General features: G+C 45.9%; 15 protein-coding genes. 1 reads left to right on the top strand and 14 read right to left on the bottom strand.

The genetic code is table 11. The annotated features are described in order from the left end of the window. Positions 1-109: 109 nt before the first annotated feature. From pnpS to AC6RGY_RS11770, 8 genes are all read right to left on the bottom strand, one after another. Entirely contained in the window at positions 110-1,882 is a 1,773-nt protein-coding gene (gene pnpS, locus AC6RGY_RS11805; RefSeq protein ID WP_499863226.1) for a two-component system histidine kinase PnpS, read from the bottom strand. Beyond that, positions 1,883-2,593, bottom strand: a complete 711-nt coding sequence (locus AC6RGY_RS11800; protein WP_499863225.1) for a response regulator transcription factor — start codon at positions 2,591-2,593, stop codon at positions 1,883-1,885. 267 nt (positions 2,594-2,860) lie between these two features. After that, positions 2,861-3,331 carry a MaoC/PaaZ C-terminal domain-containing protein gene (locus tag AC6RGY_RS11795; RefSeq protein ID WP_499863224.1) on the bottom strand — a complete coding sequence of 157 codons (471 nt, stop codon included), beginning with the start codon at positions 3,329-3,331 and terminating at the stop codon, positions 2,861-2,863. Positions 3,332-3,517: 186 nt separating this feature from the next. Next, positions 3,518-4,990, bottom strand: a complete 1,473-nt coding sequence (locus AC6RGY_RS11790) for a PH domain-containing protein (protein WP_499863223.1) — start codon at positions 4,988-4,990, stop codon at positions 3,518-3,520. After that, the gene (locus AC6RGY_RS11785; protein WP_499863222.1) at positions 4,983-5,459 is read right to left on the bottom strand and encodes a PH domain-containing protein; all 477 of its coding nucleotides are present in this window, start codon (positions 5,457-5,459) and stop codon (positions 4,983-4,985) included. Before AC6RGY_RS11785 ends, AC6RGY_RS11790 begins: the two co-directional genes overlap by 8 nt. A gap of 77 nt (positions 5,460-5,536) precedes the next feature. After that, positions 5,537-6,472, bottom strand: a complete 936-nt coding sequence (gene mdh / locus AC6RGY_RS11780) for a malate dehydrogenase (RefSeq protein ID WP_499863221.1) — start codon at positions 6,470-6,472, stop codon at positions 5,537-5,539. Between the two features lie 17 nt (positions 6,473-6,489). Further along, the gene (gene icd / locus AC6RGY_RS11775; RefSeq protein WP_499863220.1) at positions 6,490-7,788 is read right to left on the bottom strand and encodes an NADP-dependent isocitrate dehydrogenase; all 1,299 of its coding nucleotides are present in this window, start codon (positions 7,786-7,788) and stop codon (positions 6,490-6,492) included. Between the two features lie 121 nt (positions 7,789-7,909). Continuing rightward, complete coding sequence (locus tag AC6RGY_RS11770) at positions 7,910-9,022, bottom strand: citrate synthase (RefSeq protein ID WP_499863219.1); 1,113 nt, start codon at positions 9,020-9,022, stop codon at positions 7,910-7,912. Positions 9,023-9,436: 414 nt separating this feature from the next. Here AC6RGY_RS11770 and ytvI point away from each other — a divergent pair, with 414 nt between their 5' ends. Continuing rightward, entirely contained in the window at positions 9,437-10,594 is a 1,158-nt protein-coding gene (gene ytvI / locus AC6RGY_RS11765; RefSeq protein WP_499863218.1) for a sporulation integral membrane protein YtvI, read from the top strand. Positions 10,595-10,707: 113 nt separating this feature from the next. Here the strand turns inward: ytvI and AC6RGY_RS11760 are convergent, their stop codons facing one another. The 6 genes from AC6RGY_RS11760 to AC6RGY_RS11735 all read right to left on the bottom strand — a co-directional run bounded on the left by AC6RGY_RS11760 (position 10,708) and on the right by AC6RGY_RS11735 (position 16,851). Next, entirely contained in the window at positions 10,708-11,100 is a 393-nt protein-coding gene (locus AC6RGY_RS11760) for an FxsA family protein (protein ID WP_499863217.1), read from the bottom strand. A gap of 355 nt (positions 11,101-11,455) precedes the next feature. After that, positions 11,456-13,210, bottom strand: a complete 1,755-nt coding sequence (gene pyk / locus AC6RGY_RS11755; RefSeq protein WP_499863216.1) for a pyruvate kinase — start codon at positions 13,208-13,210, stop codon at positions 11,456-11,458. A gap of 15 nt (positions 13,211-13,225) precedes the next feature. Beyond that, positions 13,226-14,185 (bottom strand): 6-phosphofructokinase, encoded by a 960-nt coding sequence (gene pfkA / locus AC6RGY_RS11750; protein WP_499863215.1) that lies wholly within the window; start codon positions 14,183-14,185, stop codon positions 13,226-13,228. 89 nt (positions 14,186-14,274) lie between these two features. Then, positions 14,275-15,240, bottom strand: a complete 966-nt coding sequence (locus AC6RGY_RS11745) for an acetyl-CoA carboxylase carboxyltransferase subunit alpha (RefSeq protein ID WP_499863214.1) — start codon at positions 15,238-15,240, stop codon at positions 14,275-14,277. Then, positions 15,237-16,097, bottom strand: a complete 861-nt coding sequence (gene accD, locus AC6RGY_RS11740) for an acetyl-CoA carboxylase, carboxyltransferase subunit beta (RefSeq protein WP_499863213.1) — start codon at positions 16,095-16,097, stop codon at positions 15,237-15,239. The genes AC6RGY_RS11745 and accD overlap by 4 nt, the downstream gene beginning before the upstream one ends. 88 nt (positions 16,098-16,185) lie before the next feature. Next, the gene (locus AC6RGY_RS11735; protein ID WP_499863212.1) at positions 16,186-16,851 is read right to left on the bottom strand and encodes a FadR/GntR family transcriptional regulator; all 666 of its coding nucleotides are present in this window, start codon (positions 16,849-16,851) and stop codon (positions 16,186-16,188) included. Positions 16,852-16,869: the final 18 nt, after the last annotated feature.

The following is a 16,869-nucleotide window of genomic DNA, read 5'->3' as shown; positions in this document are numbered from 1 at the left end:
CTTCTACAGTTCATAGAATAGCTTTCCCGTTTTGCGTGATCATAAACGAAATGTAAAGGTTATGTTAAGTTGCTAGAATTCTATTCGACTTTTATCCCTACAACCGTGATTACTCCCGTATTTGTGGCTGTTCTTTGGGCAAGGGAAAGGTTGCCGTAAATACCGTTCCTTCTCCTACTTTACTCTCTACTTCCAACGTTCCCTCATGCGCTTCTACTAGATGTTTGACAATCGCAAGACCCAATCCCGTTCCCCCCGACTCACGGGAGCGCGCTTTATCTACTCGATAAAATCTTTCGAATACGCGTGGCAAATCTGCTTGCGGAATCCCGATTCCCGTGTCAGAAACCCTCAACTGCCATGATTTCTTCTTCTGTATGACTTCCACTGCTATCGAACCATTTGTTGGTGTATAAGCAATCGCATTGGAGAGGAGATTAAGTAGGATTTGTCCAAATCGATCTTTATCAATATAAACACGAAAGGTGTCTGTAGTCATTAATTTTAATGTTTGATTGCGTTTTTCCACTTGGGTCTTCAATGTACGTACCGTAGGCATGATAAGCTCATCCGTACGAATCCATTCCCATTCCAATGTCAGCTTCTTAGACTCAATCCGTGATAAATCCAATAAATCACTAATCAATCTTTCCAGCCGTAAGCTTTCCTCTAAGATGATATGAATAAATTGCCGACTAGACTCTTCATCTTCCAAAGCCCCATCCAATAACGTTTCAGCAAAGCCACGCACAGAAGTAACTGGCGTTTTCAATTCATGCGAAACATTGGCAACAAATTCTGTCCGCATCTTCTCTAAGCGACGAATCGCTGTAATATCATGTAAAACAGCAACGACACCCATTCCTTCCGCATCTCCTCCGATAGGAACAACCCTTACTTCAATGGTTCGCTCTTCAGGGAAATAGAGATGGATCTCTTCGCGAATTCGTTCCCCACTCTCGATACAGCGATGGAGCAACGCCCTTAATTCATAGGGATAAGGAATGTATCCAACGTTGACGCCAACGACTTTCTCATTGGCAACCCCTAGCATTTCTTCGATCGCTCGGTTGGCAAGATTCACTTCCTTTCTGCTGTTTACCATGAGCAGACCGCTTTCCATCGTTTCAATCACCGTCGTGAGGCGTCGTTTGCTTTTGCGTATGGAAGCCATCTGTTTCTGGTGACTACTTGCCATTCGATTGATCGCTTGACCTAAACGACCAATCTCATCTTCCCCTTGAACCGTCACAATGCGCTGGAAATTCTTCTTTGCAATATCGGTTGCCACCTTGGTCACTTCTTCTATCGGACGCGTCAAACCATAGGCCATCCTAGAACTAGCCCAAGCCGCTAATAGAAAGGCAATTCCACAACCTATGAGTAAAAAGGTCCAGATTCGGACCAGTTCACTATCCGTCACTTCATCTGCTATCTCCATCCGTATAGCACCTTGAACCTTGTCCCCTTCTATCATTGGGATAACGACTATCAATGGCTCCTCCCAAATAGAAGGAGTGATATAGGTCTCTCCCTGTTGCAATGCTCTTTGCAGTCCATCGTCGGTAGCAACATCTGTTGCCTGCGCTTTCTCTTCCGCAGAATCTGCTACCATTTGTTCGTCCGCATCAAAAAAAGTAATACGCGCCTGTAATAACGCCGCATAACGATCCGCCGCCGATTGATAATCAAATGTTTCACCGCGTTCCGCTTGCATTTGAACAGCATCCGCTACAACTGCGCCTTCTTTCTGTAGTCGCTGACCCAAGGTATCATGGTAGGAAGATTTGACGAGCCAAACCACAAACAGGCCAGTGGTTACAATAGAGATCCCAATGGCCCATAAAAACTGGCTTGTCAACCGTTTACGCATGGTTTTCATTTACGATTTCGGCCCTTCAAATTTATACCCAATCCCGCGAACCGTCTTAATATAAATCGGCTTGCGGGTATCTTTCTCGATCTTCTCACGTAAGTGGCTGACATGAACATCAACGATTCTTGAATCTCCTACAAAATCATAATTCCATACCGCATTTAATAGTTGATCACGCGAGAGAACGCGCCCCTTGCTTTTAGCCATAAATACCAATAGTTCAAACTCTTTTGGTGTCAATTCTAACAAAACTTCATCCAGTTTGGCCTCGTATCCTTCCGGATGAATGGTTAAATCACCGATACGCATCACTTCTTCGCTCTGTTCCACTGTAGCCGGAGCATGTGCCACTTCTACTCTGCGGAAGATTGCCTTCACACGAGCAACCAATTCACGGGGACTGAAGGGTTTTGTCATATAATCGTCGGCACCCAGTTCCAAGCCCAGCACGCGATCAAATTCTTCATTTTTAGCCGTCAGCATTAAGATAGGCATATAGTGCTTTTCTTGACGTAAGCGGCGACAAACTTCAAGTCCATCCATTTGTGGTAACATCAAATCGAGTACAACTAAATCTGGGCTTTGTTCTTTTGCTAGTTCTAGTGCTGTTGAACCATCTGTAGCAACTTCTACTTTGTGTCCCTCTTTCTCTAAATTAAATTGGACCAATTTGACGATGGATGGCTCATCATCTACGACAAGAATCCGCTTCATCACCAACAGCTCCCCCTATCTTTTGTCTCTATGCATTTTTATTGAGAAATTGAAAGCTCTCTCCATTCACCATCATAGCACAAAAGACAGAATAGAGGTCGACCGGGAAAATCGTTTTTCTTCCCTCTTCAGCGAAGACATAAAAAATAGCCTTCTTACTTCTTCCATAACGGAAGAGAGGAAGACCCAATCATCTAACTCTTATCATTCCCTCTATTCTCTATGTGATGGAGGGTTCTTCTACTGTGCTCTAGAAAGCGCGAATGCTCCTTAAAAGTTGTCATAGGTTTGTGCCAAAATCGAGGTGACCCGAGGTGGAATAACCTCGATTTCCCCAACCACCACTTCTTCCTGTCGTTCATTTCGAACAGAAACACCCAAACGAATACACGAAGTGGAATGATCCCTATCTAACACTTGTAGCGAAAGTTGAACGGTTTCTCCAGGATAGGCCCGCTTCGGAAAAGAAAGAGACTGTCCACACACCACACTACCTGGACCCGGTATTTGCGTGGAAACAAGGGATTCTAGCCATCCCACTAGAAGGCCCGATGGCACGACCAGCCGTTCATACGGAGTTTGTTGTGCATAATTCTCCTCTAAGAAAATGGGGTTCGTATCATCAGTCAGACCCAGATAAAGCCGAATATCACGTTCTACAATCTGTTTCTCTATCTGGATACGCGTTCCCTTGCTCAGCTCTTTCCGCTCTTGTTCCCACTCTCTTTTTTGGTTACTCAACTTGATCGCCCCTTTTTGTATGCGCTTACATTATACTATTTGTTAAAAACCAGTACAATAGCGGAGGGATCACCTTTAGTAAGAACTTCGAAGAAAGCATCAAAAATACAAAAGCTGGCAAGAGATGAATCTCCACCAGCTTGATGAAAAAGAAGAGTTACTACCCTGGTCTTCAAAATTGGTTTTTCATAAACCCGGTTGCTTTGTCTCAACCCGGACCGAGTTCATCCATTCGTCTCCCACTGCTTCATCCATGTCCATCAGGCTAAAACGTCCTTTTCCAATACCTGACGCCACTTGCACTTCTAACGTGGTAAGATGGGCACGTCTTTGCAAAGGGTTTTCCTTATGTGAGATTGATTGAATACGCCGACGAGTGAGGATGACTGTCATACGGCCCAACAAGCGCCACACGCGCAATTGATAGATATCCCCACGCCTTCCATAGCCAGAACCGAGGTATTTGAATAAGCCCCAAAGACAAAACAGTGGGAGCAAGCTAAACGAAAGCATTCCCCATGGATAAAAGGCAATGGATAGCAGAATCATTCCTAACAACGGGATGCGTGTCGAGCGCAAGAGATAGCGTCTACGTGCGCGAAGCGGTAGCCTCGTTATTGGAGTTTCCAATGCAAATTCGGGTGTGAATTGTTCTAGAAAAGTCGCTACCTCTTTTCTGTGAAGCAAGGGAAACAAGACCGCCGAATTTCCATCTTCTACTCCATACCCTGCACTCTCTACATGAAGGGAAACAAGACCAAAGGGACGGCGAAGGATTCCTTCCACTACTCGAATAGCTTGAATGCGCGATAATGGAATCGTCGCTCGCCGTCTTTCTAACAGCCCTCGTTCCAAGCGTAAATCATTTCCTTCTCGCCGAATGGTGAAGTTGGCATGAGCAAGCACCGTACCCAGAATAGCAACCCCCCAAGAAATCAAGAGCACAAAAACGAGTAGGAATAAAATCCATACCAAGGAGAGCGCGGTAAAAGAAGACTCGAAAGTCGACCACTCTATTCTAAAAGGAAGCCAACCATCCATGATTTGCATTCCTTCGTCTAGAAAGGAGAAGAGTGCTCCGATAAAAGGAAGAACAATGCCAATACCGCCCGAAGTGGCTCCAGCGATCAATAGTGCTTTCCAACTCAACTTTCTCCGCGGAACAACTTGCTTTTTTTCTTGTCCCTCTTCTACTTCTTCTATTCTCTCAACTTCACTTGTCAGAATTTCTTGTAACCATTTCGCATCTTGCCTTGATAATGCGTTAAGAGAAACTTCTGGTTCCGATCCTCCTGCTGTTTCTATGCGGACACGGACCAATCTCAAAATGCGATGAGGCACTTTTTCGACGAAGTCAATGGACTGGATACGCGAACGAGGAATGGTTCGACGCTTTCGCACCCAGACTCCTTGTCGGATGAGAAGTTCATCTCCCTCCACACTATATGTATATCGCTTCCACCAAAGATAGCCATAGAGACTCGCTAACGCTAACAGGAGAAGAAAACCGATTGCTACCAATCCAGCCACCCATCCACTTACCTGATCAGATGAGAAAATGGAAAACAAAAGAATCACGATGGGGAAAATACCTTGACGAATCACTTGTAATACCTGCAAGATCATCGAGAGCGGATGAAGGCGACGCATACTAGACATCATCGCTCACCCTCGCTAATGCGGCGATACGGTCCCTTAACTCGCCCGCCACCGCTACAGTGAGCGCAGGAATTTCGTGCGTCCCTGAAGCAGTAGAAATCGTGACACTAGCCAATCCATAGCGACGAAGCAGAGGACCTTGCTTTGTGTCTACGTGTTGGACACGTACCATCGGAATGAGGGTTCGCCTTACGATCCATACCCCATATTGTAAATCAATCTCCCGCTCCATCACTTCATATCTCCAGCGTTTCCAATACAATTGCGGACGCAACCGTCCGTGCCAGAAAGCAGCAACTAAAAGCAATCCATCCCCAAGGATTACTAACCAAATCGGAAGCTCCAGTAGAATCATTCCAAAAGTAAAAGCCGTTGCAACAACCAGCAACACCAATGCCGTCAGCGCACCGGTCCAATACCAGACCGTTAACGCCCGATCAGCGATGCGATGTTTCGGTTCAGCCCTCACGAAGGCTCCTCCTCTTTTGACAAAAACCCAGGAAACAGAGCGCCTCCTGGGTTTTTGATCTTCTATTTTCTATGCTTCTATAATAACTTCATGACATTACGAACAGAGTCAGCGGATTGATCCAGTGACTTTTTCTCTTCTTCTGTTAGATCCAGTTCGATCACCTTTTCGATGCCGTCGCCACCAATAATGGTGGGAACACCGAGGTACATCCCTTTATAGCCATACTCACCTTCTAGGTAGGCGATTGTAGGTAGTACCCGCTTCTTATCTTTAAGAATGGCTTCTGTCATCTGTGCCAAAGCAGCAGCTGGTGCATAGTAGGCACTCGCATTTTTCATTAGGCCTACAATCTCACCACCGCCTTTACGTGTCCGTTCCACTATCGCATCCAAACGATCCTGCGAAATCAATTTCGTTAGCGGAACGCCACCTGCATGGGAGTAACGAATCATCGGTACCATGTCGTCTCCATGACCACCCAGTACAAATCCACTTACATCCTCTACAGATACATTTAGTTCTTGGGCTATAAACGTGCGGAAGCGGGCAGTATCCAGTACACCAGATTGTCCGATGACACGATTTTTCGGGAAGCCAGAAGTGCGGAACACTTCGTATGTCATCGCATCAACCGGATTGGTTAAGACAATGATGATGCTATTAGGGGAATGCTTCACCACTTGTTCCGTCACACTCTTCATGACTTTCGCATTGGTTGACACCAAATCATCTCGACTCATGCCTGGCTTACGCGCAATGCCCGCAGTGATGATGACAACATCGGAATCAGCCGTGTCTTGATAATCCGCCGTCCCAACAATGTTAGAATCAAACCCTTGTACAGGACTCGCTTCCAGCATATCCAGTGCTTTTCCTTTTGTCGGATCTTCCACCTTAGGGATATCTACCAAGACAACATCCCCTAGCTCTTTTTGAGCAACCATTAAAGCCGTTGTCGAACCGGTAAATCCAGCACCAATCACGGAGATCTTTCTTCTTTTAATTGCCATCATCGATTCCTCCCAAGTTACATGTTTTCAATCAAGTGATCAGCAAACTGGGAACACTTCACTTCTTTTGCATCATCCATCAAGCGGGCGAAGTCATATGTGACGGTTTTTTGCGAGATGGTTTTCTCCATCGCAGCGTAGACGAGATCTGCTGCTTCTTGCCATCCGAGATGCTCTAGCATCAACACACCAGATAGAATCAAGGAGCCAGGGTTCACTTTATCCATCCCTGCATATTTGGGAGCGGTTCCATGAGTCGCTTCAAAAATGGCGTGACCAGACTGGTAGTTGATGTTCGCACCGGGTGCGATTCCAATACCACCTACTTGAGCGGCCAATGCATCCGAAACATAATCTCCATTCAAGTTCAACGTAGCAATGACATCATATTCATTGGGACGTGTTAAAATTTGTTGCAAGAAGGCATCCGCAATTGAGTCCTTAATAATCACTTTGCCTGCTGCTTCAGCTTCTGCTTGTGCTTGATTGGCTGCTTCTTTCCCTTTCTCCTCCACAATGCGATCGTACTCTGCCCAAGTAAAGGTTTGCTCGGCAAACTCTTTCTCTGCTAATTCATAGCCCCAACGCTTAAAGGCACCTTCGGTAAACTTCATGATGTTGCCTTTATGGACGAGCGTGACACTCTTGCGACCATGGTCCAATGCATATTGTATGGCAGAGCGCACCAAACGTTCGGTTCCTTCACGCGAAACAGGCTTCAACCCAACCCCCGAGGTGTCCGGGAAACGGATTTTCTTCACTCCCATTTCATCCTGTAAGTACTGAATCATTTTCTTGGCTTCAGCGGTTTCCGCTTGCCATTCGATACCCGCATAGATATCTTCGGAGTTTTCCCGGAATACAACCATATCCACTTGTTCCGGACGTTTCACCGGAGATGGAACCCCTTCGAAGTAACGAACAGGACGCAAACAAACATACAGGTCCAGCTCTTGACGTAAGGCCACATTAAGTGAGCGAATCCCTTCTCCTACCGGCGTCGTAAGAGGACCCTTGATCGCTACGTGATAGTCACGAATAAATTGCAAGGTGTCTTCCGGTAGCCATTCATTCAGATTGGTGTGCGCCTTTTCACCTGCATACACTTCATGCCAAGCAATCTTTTTTTCGCCTGCAAATGCTTTCTCAACCGCCGCATCCAACACACGACGTGCTGCTTTCCAAATATCCGGTCCAATGCCATCTCCTTCGATAAATGGGATGATGGGATGGTTAGGAACATTTAGTTCTCCATGGTCAAAGGTGATTTTCTCTCCAACATTGGGTTGCTTCAATTTCACATCGGTTTCCGGCATTCTTCTAACCCCTTTTTCTTCGACATAGGTAATTTCTACAGGTTTATATTTAAATGTTTATAGGATTTCTACACAAAAACAGGGACCTAATTAAAGATCCGCCCCTGTCTTACTGCACTTCTTAGCGCTCATCGATTGGAATATAAGGCTGATGTGTTGGACCGACATACTCTGCACGAGGTCGGATCAAGCGATTGTCTGCGTATTGTTCCATCACATGAGCTGTCCACCCCGTTACCCGACTCATAGCAAAAATTGGAGTGAAAAGATCACGTGGCAATCCCAAATAGTTGTAGACAGATGCCGAATAGAAATCGACGTTTGGCTTTAAGCCTTTCTTCTCCACAATCATATCATCAATGATGGTGGACATCTCATACCATTTCTTTTCGCCGGTCTGCTCTGCCAATTGGCGAGACATTTCACGCAAGTGCTTTGCTCGTGGGTCTCCATCTTTATACACACGGTGTCCGAAGCCCATGATTTTTTCTTTATTAGCTAGCTTAGTGGAAATAGCTGTTTCCACTTCTTCTAGCGTACCAATCTCTTCTAGCATCGCCATAACCCGTTCATTCGCACCACCGTGAAGCGGTCCTTTCAGTGTGCCAATGGCCGTCGTAATGGCAGAATACATATCGGATAAAGTAGCTGTGGTGACACGTGAAGCAAAAGTAGAAGCATTCAATTCATGATCGGCATGCAGGATAAGCGCTTTATCTATTGCCTTCACAGCGATCTCATCCGGCTCTTCACCCGTTAGCATGTATATGAAGTTGTTCGCAAATCCATAACCTACTCGTGGTGCTACTGGTTCTAACCCACTGCGCAGACGATGAAGGGTGGTAACGATCGCCGGCAACTTCGCCGTCAGGTTAATCGCTTTGCGCTGATTGGCACTTTCACTATTATCGTCAGCTTCTGGATCGTATAAGCCAAGAGCTGAAACAGCCGTACGTACAATTGCCATCGGATGAACATCTTTTGGATAGGCACGCAATTGTTCTATAATAGCCTCTGGAAGGGCCGCATGTGCATCCAATTGTCCTTTTAGCTCATCCAATTGAGAACGGGTGGGTAAATTCCCATTCCACAATAAATAAATAACCTCTTCGAAGTTGGCATGATTGGCTAAATCATCAATGTTAATCCCGCGATAGGTCAAAACACCATCGATGATTGAGCTAATTTGGGAAGTGAGAGCTACAACACCCTCAAGACCTTTTGCATTTGACATATGATTGGTCGCTCCTTTACTTGAACGTTTACGGCGCACAATTTAGCGCCACGGTCGAACAGCCGGTCCTACCAAAGTGTATTTTAAAGCCGTTTATCGAATTTCCCTGTTTACTCAATCTTAGAGTAAACCGAGAACGGAAGAAAGCAACGTGAAAGTCATCGATCAATTTTCACCATCCAGAAAAACCTTGATTCAGACTCAGTATGTAAAAATTAATCAGATGCTTCACCTCAAAAGCGAAAATGAATCCTGACTGTTTTGCCCCTTTTAGTTTACCATAAATATCGCTTCATATCATCCATTGAAGTAGAATCTGCCCTTATTTTCATTTCGATCATTCATGCTGTTTTTTCTTTTTTGCCCAAGCATTTCATAGTATAATAAACTGGAAGGACGAACGGAGGAGTTTCGATGAATAATCCGCTACGTGGGCAACTCTTACGGGGAATCATTGTCATTGTGACATCTTTATTGATTGCTCTTACCTTATTCATATCCATCCCATTGCTTTATCCATTTCTGATCGGTGGGTTGATCGCTATGATGATCGAACCCATGGTGCGATGGTTACATCGGCGAGCTCGTCTCCCGCGATGGGCCAGTGTCAGCTTGCTTTTAACCATTGTCGTGGGTGCTTTTTCTGCTACTTTTTTGTTTATCGTTTCCCGCATTGTTGTAGAGTTAACCCGATTAGCCGAACACCTACCCACCTATTTTAACGATCTAAATCACTATCTATTCAGCACCTTCCTCCATGAAGATTCAACCATTTCGCAGATCATTTCGCAAACACAAGATTACCTAGCAAACAACCCCAGTCAAAGAACACAAATCATGGATAGTATTCGAGCCAACTTAGGTGTCTTCACTGAAAAAGGGACAGAGCTACTTACTTCCATTATTAATTGGATCGCCATTTTTCTCGGTGAGCTCCCTTATATCCTCACTGTCCTCATCTTTATTATTCTCGCTTCCTTTTTCATCTCCCTACGGTGGCCAAGACTAAAGGCAAAAGGACAAGATCTCGTCCCCGATAAAATACACTCCACTATTGGGGTCATCTACACGGATCTTCGTCGAGCACTCTTTGGATTTTTACGGGCTCAATTAACTTTAATCAGCATCACTTTTCTGCTGGTCTTTATTGGCTTATCGATCTTACAAATTGAATATGCCCTTACACTGGCCATTATTATTGGCTTGGTTGATCTCTTACCGTACTTAGGAGTAGGAGCCGTCATGGTTCCCTGGATCGGTTACCTCTTCCTTTCCGGTAACATCCATCTTGGAGTTGGCCTCTTAATCCTCTACACCGTGATCGTCGTGGTGCGACAAATGATTGAGCCAAAGTTAGTCGGAACCAATATTGGATTGGACCCCTTGCTCACCCTCATCGCTTTCTTCATGGGACTTCAGTTGATGGGAATTATCGGTTTAATTGTCGGTCCTGTGGTGATGGTGATTATTCTTACTCTCTACCGAGCACATGTGTTTCAAGATATCTGGCGTTATGTTCGTGGGACACCCATTCAGTCCCCTGACAACTATAAAGACTCTCCTCGGTTCTAGTCTCATCCATTTATATTGCAAAGGGGAAGAAGTGTCTCCTGTATGGCTTTAATTCAAACCACAGACGACACCTCTCCCCCATTGATTCAAACATCAACGGATCGATTGCGTGATTAATAACGACGCCACTGAATGCTTCCGTTCTCCACTTTTTTCAATAACCAACGCTTGACCCATAACTTCACAATCCCACGCGTATAGGGAATCAAGAGGAAGAAACCAATCGCATCGGTAAAAAAACCTGGCGTTAAAAGCAAGAGACCTCCACTCAAGATAGAGATGCCATCCAACACCTCATCACCGGGAAGCTTTCCTCTAGAAAGCCGGTGATTGGCTAATTGCCAAGTCTTCAACCCTTCTGCACGTGCCAAATATCCTCCAATAATCCCCGTTCCAATCACCATCAACACGGTCGGCAGTGCTCCAACCCACCTTCCCATGCTAACCAAGCCCCATATTTCCAAGGCTGGGATGACAATTAACAAGAGCATCACCCATCGTAACATTTGCTTCCCCCTCCTTTTTAGCCGTTTCCATAAGATAACGTTAAAAGTTCCTTGTAGGTATCAATATTTTTATACTCCAACACACATACTGTAAATAAACACATCTCAGCTGTCATCCATATGATATAGAAAACCTTCACGGCTCGCTCTGCATCAATCCAACAGATTTATATGAAAACAGTATTCAAGCGAAAGGAGTTCTCTAACGTGAAAGAGCGCATGCGAAAGAAACGAAGGCGGTTACGCTGGTGGATATATCCACATTTAGGTGTCATTTAAGCTTGATGAGGGAAAGCTGACGCTCCAAGAGGGAATGCCTCAAGGTACGTCAGCTTTTGTCATGTTTACTCACTCGTTAGAGCACATTCGCTCGTCCGGAATAAATTCGTCCTTTTTGCGCGTCTAAGGTGATTTCCATTCCATCCTGCATGATTTCCGTCGCCTTTTTGACCCCTACCACGACCGGAATTCCCAAGCTTAAACCAACAACCGCTGCATGCGAAGTTAATCCCCCTTCTTCTGTAACAACTGCCATTGCTTTCTCAAAGAACGGCATCATTTCACGTTCGGTTCCATAAGTAACCAGAATATCGCCCTCTTCCATCTTGCGAGCCAATTCTTCAACAGTGGTTCCGACCACCACTTTTCCTGTCACTACTGTTCCGCCAATCCCTTGCCCTTTGCCGATCATATCTCCGATGATATGCACTTTCATGAAATTGGTCGAACCTGAGGTGCCCACAGGAACGCCAGCGGTAATAACCACTACATCGCCCATTTTTACAATCTTACTTTCTAATGCCGAATCAATCGCTTTCTGTAGCATTTCATCCGTGTTCTCCACTCGTTGGCCTCTTACCGGGTAAACCCCCCAGATCAATGACAAACGGCGCAAAACTTTTTCATGAGTGGTAACAGCCACGATCGGAACACGAGGGCGGTATTTGGATACCAACTGTGCGGTATATCCACTCTCTGTCGGACAGATTATCGCTGAACTGGGAAGATGTTCTGTCGAGTGAACGACCGACTGGCTGATAATATCGGTCACACTATATTTATGTTGACGAGCTCTTTCCTTAAACATTTCGCGGTAACGCAAGGAAGACTCCGTTCTCTCGGCAATACGATCCATCGTTTCCACGGCTTCCAGCGCGTATCTCCCCACCGCTGTCTCGCCAGACAACATAATCGCATCCGTACCATCGAAAATAGCGTTGGCAACATCACTCGCTTCCGCACGGGTCGGGCGAGGATTTCGCTCCATCGAATCCAACATCTGCGTTGCCGTAATCACGGGTTTTCCTAACTGATTGCACTTTTGGATGATTTCCTTTTGTACAAGCGGTACTTCTTCTGCCGGAATTTCCACACCAAGATCTCCCCGGGCAACCATCAAGCCATCAGATACCATGAGGATCTCATCTAGATTTTCGAGTGATTCTTGGTTCTCAATTTTGGATATCACCGGGATATCCGCGTCGCGTTCCTCTAATATTTTCCTTAAATCGAGAATATCCTGTGCTTTGCGTACGAAAGAGGCCGCGATATAGTCCACTCCATGCTCGATTCCAAATAGCAAATCACTCGCATCTTTGTCTGTAATACCAGGTAGATTTACTCTTACACCCGGTACATTAACCCCTTTTTTCTCTTTTAACACTCCCCCGTTGATCACGGTACACTTTATTTCATGCCCATTCACTTCTTTTACTTGAAGATGAATTAGTCCATCATCGATGAGAATGGTGGAGCCCTCACTCACATCATCCGGAAGTCCTGTATAGGTAATGGAGACGCGAGAAGAATCACCAAGAATCTCTTCCGTAGTCAGTGTAAATTCAGTTCCTTCAACCAATTCCCAGCTACTTTCCGGAGATAGTTTCCCGGTGCGAATCTCCGGTCCCTTGGTGTCCAAAAGAATAGAGATATTCTTACCAGTCTCCTTCGCTGCTTGGCGGATCGTGCTGATCCGAAGCTGATGCTCTTCATGTGTGCCATGTGAAAAGTTCAGACGGGCAACGTTCATGCCCGCATCCATCAGTGATATTAGCTCAGATAACCCTTCACTTGCTGGTCCAATAGTACATACGATTTTCGTCTTACGCATTTTCTCCACCCCGCCTTATATAGCCAGTATTCCAGCTAAATCATACATCGAAAGATCTATTTTCCGCTCGCTATCAAGCGTATTTTGTAATGGCATTCCTTTCAACTCATTCCCTTGAATGCCTACCATTTCACCGGTCCCACCGGTGAGAAGAATATCAACTGCTTTCGCCCCCATCCGACTGGCCAATACCCGGTCCATCGCTGTCGGCGACCCACCTCGCTGAATATGACCCAACACCGTAACACGGGTATCAAAACCCGTTAGCGATTCGATCTTCTCCTTTACATCTGCGCCACTATGAACGCCTTCCGCTACAATGATAATGCTATGTCGCTTCCCTCGTTTATCCCCTCTTTGTAAGCGAAGCGCAATTTCTTCCCATTCAACAGAAGCTTCGGGTATGAGAATAGATTCTGCTCCATCAGCTAACCCTGACCACACCGCGATATCCCCTGCATTTCTCCCCATCACTTCGATAATAAAGGTACGTTCATGCGAAGAAGCCGTATCGCGGATATTATCAATCGCTTTGATCACTGTATTGACAGCGGTATCAAAGCCAATGGTAAAATCAGTTCCCACGATGTCATTATCAATGGTACCCGGTACGCCAACTGTCGGAAACCCACGCTCAGCTAACTTTTGTGCACCGCGAAAAGAGCCATCTCCTCCAATCACGATCAATCCTTCAATCATTTCTCTTCGCAAATTTTCTAAGGCTTTCTCTTGTCCGTCATCCGTCCGAAATTCTTCGCACCGTGCAGTATGTAACATGGTCCCTCCACGATGGATAATATCCCCTACCGCACCGATGGTTAAACGTTTCCAATCCGCCTCGATTAACCCCATATAACCTCGATGGACTCCATAAACCTCCATTCCGTGGTAAATCCCTTTGCGAACAACCGCACGGATAGCCGCGTTCATGCCAGGAGAATCACCCCCACTGGTTAATACCGCGATTCGTTTCATGTTCGTGATCCCTCCTTGAAAACAACTCTTAAACGTATTTTGTCACACCTTCCATTCATAACGCTAGATGAAATAGAGAAGCCGTGGGATTACCCCACGGTAGAGTAGACGCCAATCTGGGCATATTTTAGGTAGCGATCTTCCAATAGTTGGTTCTCATCCAATTGCACTAGTGACTCCAGTTGGGTAGTAAGAGAATCCTTTAGGAGCTTCGCCTGTTGATCCGGATGATGGTGTGCGCCTCCCTTAGGCTCAAAGACGATTTCATCGACAACCCCTAATTCTTTTAGATCCTGGGCGTTAATCTTTAAAGCACTCGCTGCCTTTTGCGCTTCGGCAGCATCACGCCACAAAATAGCGGCCGCTCCTTCTGGAGAAATCACAGAGTAGTAAGCATGCTCCAGCATCAACAAGCGATTGCCTACACCGATGGCAAGAGCCCCCCCACTTCCGCCTTCACCCGTTACCACCGACAAAATCGGAACTTTAAAGCCAGCCATTTCACGTAAGTTGCGAGCAATCGCTTCACTTTGCCCTCGCTCTTCTGCTTCCACCCCTGGATGAGCTCCTTGGGTGTCAATGAAGGTAATGATGGGTCGACCAAACTTATTGGCTTGTTGCATCAATCGCAAGGCTTTACGGTACCCTTCAGGATGTGGAAGCCCGAAATTACGAGCGATCTTCTCCTTGGTATCTTTCCCTCGCTCATGTCCGATGATGGTAACCGGACGACCACCCAATTTTGCCACCCCTCCAATAATAGCGGGGTCATCGCCATAAAGACGATCGCCATGAAACTCAAGAAAGTCTGTAAAGATCTTATCAATGTAGTCTTTGGTAGTTGGGCGCTGCGTATGACGAGCAATCTGCACTTTTTGCCAAGGGCTTAAATTACCATAAATTTCATCCTCTAAACGCTTCGCCTTTTCTTCTAAGCTTCGGATTTCCGCAGACATATCAATCTCTTTCGCCTCTGTGAAAGACTGAAGTTCTGCTATCTTCTCCCGTAGTTCGTTTAGCGGACGTTCAAAAGGTAAATGTCCATTATTCATCATAGGAGATCCCTCTTTTCACAGTGCAGATCTAAGATCGTCAGGACTGTTTCTCGCATTTGATGACGAGGCACAACGCGATCCAATTGTCCGTGCTTTAGAAGAAACTCTGCCGTTTGAAAATCATCCGGCAGTTTTTCTCTTACGGTTTGTTCAATGACACGTCGGCCAGCAAACCCGATCAGCGCACCCGGTTCCGCTAGATTAATATCTCCTAACGAAGAAAAGCTAGCAGCCACACCCCCGGTAGTAGGGTAGGTCATGACGGAGATAAAGAGCACATTGGCTTCATGAAGGCGTTGGAGAGCGACACTTGTTTTTGCCATCTGCATGAGCGAAAGGACGCCTTCTTGCATACGGGCTCCACCTGAGGCTGAGAACAACAGGAAGGGATATTTTTTCGTCGCCGCCTGATTTGCTGCGCGAGCAATTTTTTCTCCCACTACGGAACCCATGCTCCCCATCCGAAAGCGCGCATCCATCACTCCAATAACTACAGGGAATCCACCTATCGTCCCTTCGCCTGTAATGATGGCTTCTCGTAGGCCTGTCTTCTCCATATCTTGCTTCAACTTTTCCGGATAGCTTGGAAAGTGCAAGGGATCTCCTGAGATCAAGTCTCTATCATATTCAAAGAAGCGTCCCTCATCAATCATGGCTGCGATCCGTTCGGGAGCGGTCATCGTCATATGGGCTTCGCAGTTCTTACATACTCTTAGATTCTTTTCTAGCTCTTTGGCATAACTGATCGTTCCACAAACCTGGCACTTTTGCATAATGCCCTCGGGTACCTCCCGCTTAGCTTGATCCGAGGGAACGCTTGCGTATTTACGTTTCTTACGAAATAAATCCTTCAGCACGATAACACCTCTTCCGCATGATGCCAAGTATTCTACGATGAGAATAGTAACCATCATACTATTATTGCCAAACAAACAGAAAAAAGAGTCATGCTTTCCATTGTGCTAATTGCAGAAGCGTACCCAATGCTGACCAGCACTCTCTTGCACGCAGGGATTCAAGCAAAGAATACCGCAAAGTAAAGGTTTCTCTATCTATTTCTCCGTCACGCCAAAAAGGAGGAGAAATTTGCGAGCCATACTGCTCTACCAGTTGCCACATACGGAGCAATAGAGAGTGATGGGCAGAGCGGACGAGCGTATAATGAAATTCCTTTTCAACTTGGATATAACGATCCATCTCTTCCGTTTCTTTTTCCATCTGCTTTAAAATTCGTTCCAACTCGATAAAGTCAGAGTCGACCGCTCGTTCGCTCGCCAAAAAAACAGCACATGCCTCCAACATCACCCATAGCTCCAAAAGCTCATCTTGCGCTTGTTGCTCTCGTAAAATGTAAAAAGCAAGGATCTCAACAAAGCGAGAATTTTCCACAGTACTGAGAAAGGTGCCTTCCCCACGCTTGGTCTCAATGATGCCCAGCAACTCTAAGGAGCGCAATACTTCACGCACAGTGGAGCGACCCGACTGAAGACGTTCCGATAATTCCCGTTCTGAGGGAAGGCGGCTACCCGGTTGGATCTGGTCTTCATCTATAATTTGGTTGATTTCTACTAACAAAGATTGAAACTTACTGGATCCAACAGTAGGTAACACGATGATCCCCTCTCTCCA

The organism is Mechercharimyces mesophilus (assembly GCF_059818345.1).
Note: the sequence above shows the minus strand (reverse complement) of the source record. Positions and strands in the feature narration are given on the sequence as shown.

Coding starts and splice junctions, on each gene's coding strand:
- pnpS (WP_499863226.1), bottom strand. CDS start 1,882: ATGAAAACCATGCGTAAACGGTTGACAAGCCAGTTTTTATGGGCCATT.
- AC6RGY_RS11760 (WP_499863217.1), bottom strand. CDS start 11,100: ATGTTACGATGGGTGATGCTCTTGTTAATTGTCATCCCAGCCTTGGAA.
- AC6RGY_RS11770 (WP_499863219.1), bottom strand. CDS start 9,022: ATGTCAAATGCAAAAGGTCTTGAGGGTGTTGTAGCTCTCACTTCCCAA.
- AC6RGY_RS11745 (WP_499863214.1), bottom strand. CDS start 15,240: ATGATGAATAATGGACATTTACCTTTTGAACGTCCGCTAAACGAACTA.
- pfkA (WP_499863215.1), bottom strand. CDS start 14,185: ATGAAACGAATCGCGGTATTAACCAGTGGGGGTGATTCTCCTGGCATG.
- icd (WP_499863220.1), bottom strand. CDS start 7,788: ATGCCGGAAACCGATGTGAAATTGAAGCAACCCAATGTTGGAGAGAAA.
- AC6RGY_RS11790 (WP_499863223.1), bottom strand. CDS start 4,990: ATGTCTAGTATGCGTCGCCTTCATCCGCTCTCGATGATCTTGCAGGTA.
- pyk (WP_499863216.1), bottom strand. CDS start 13,210: ATGCGTAAGACGAAAATCGTATGTACTATTGGACCAGCAAGTGAAGGG.
- ytvI (WP_499863218.1), top strand. CDS start 9,437: ATGAATAATCCGCTACGTGGGCAACTCTTACGGGGAATCATTGTCATT.
- mdh (WP_499863221.1), bottom strand. CDS start 6,472: ATGGCAATTAAAAGAAGAAAGATCTCCGTGATTGGTGCTGGATTTACC.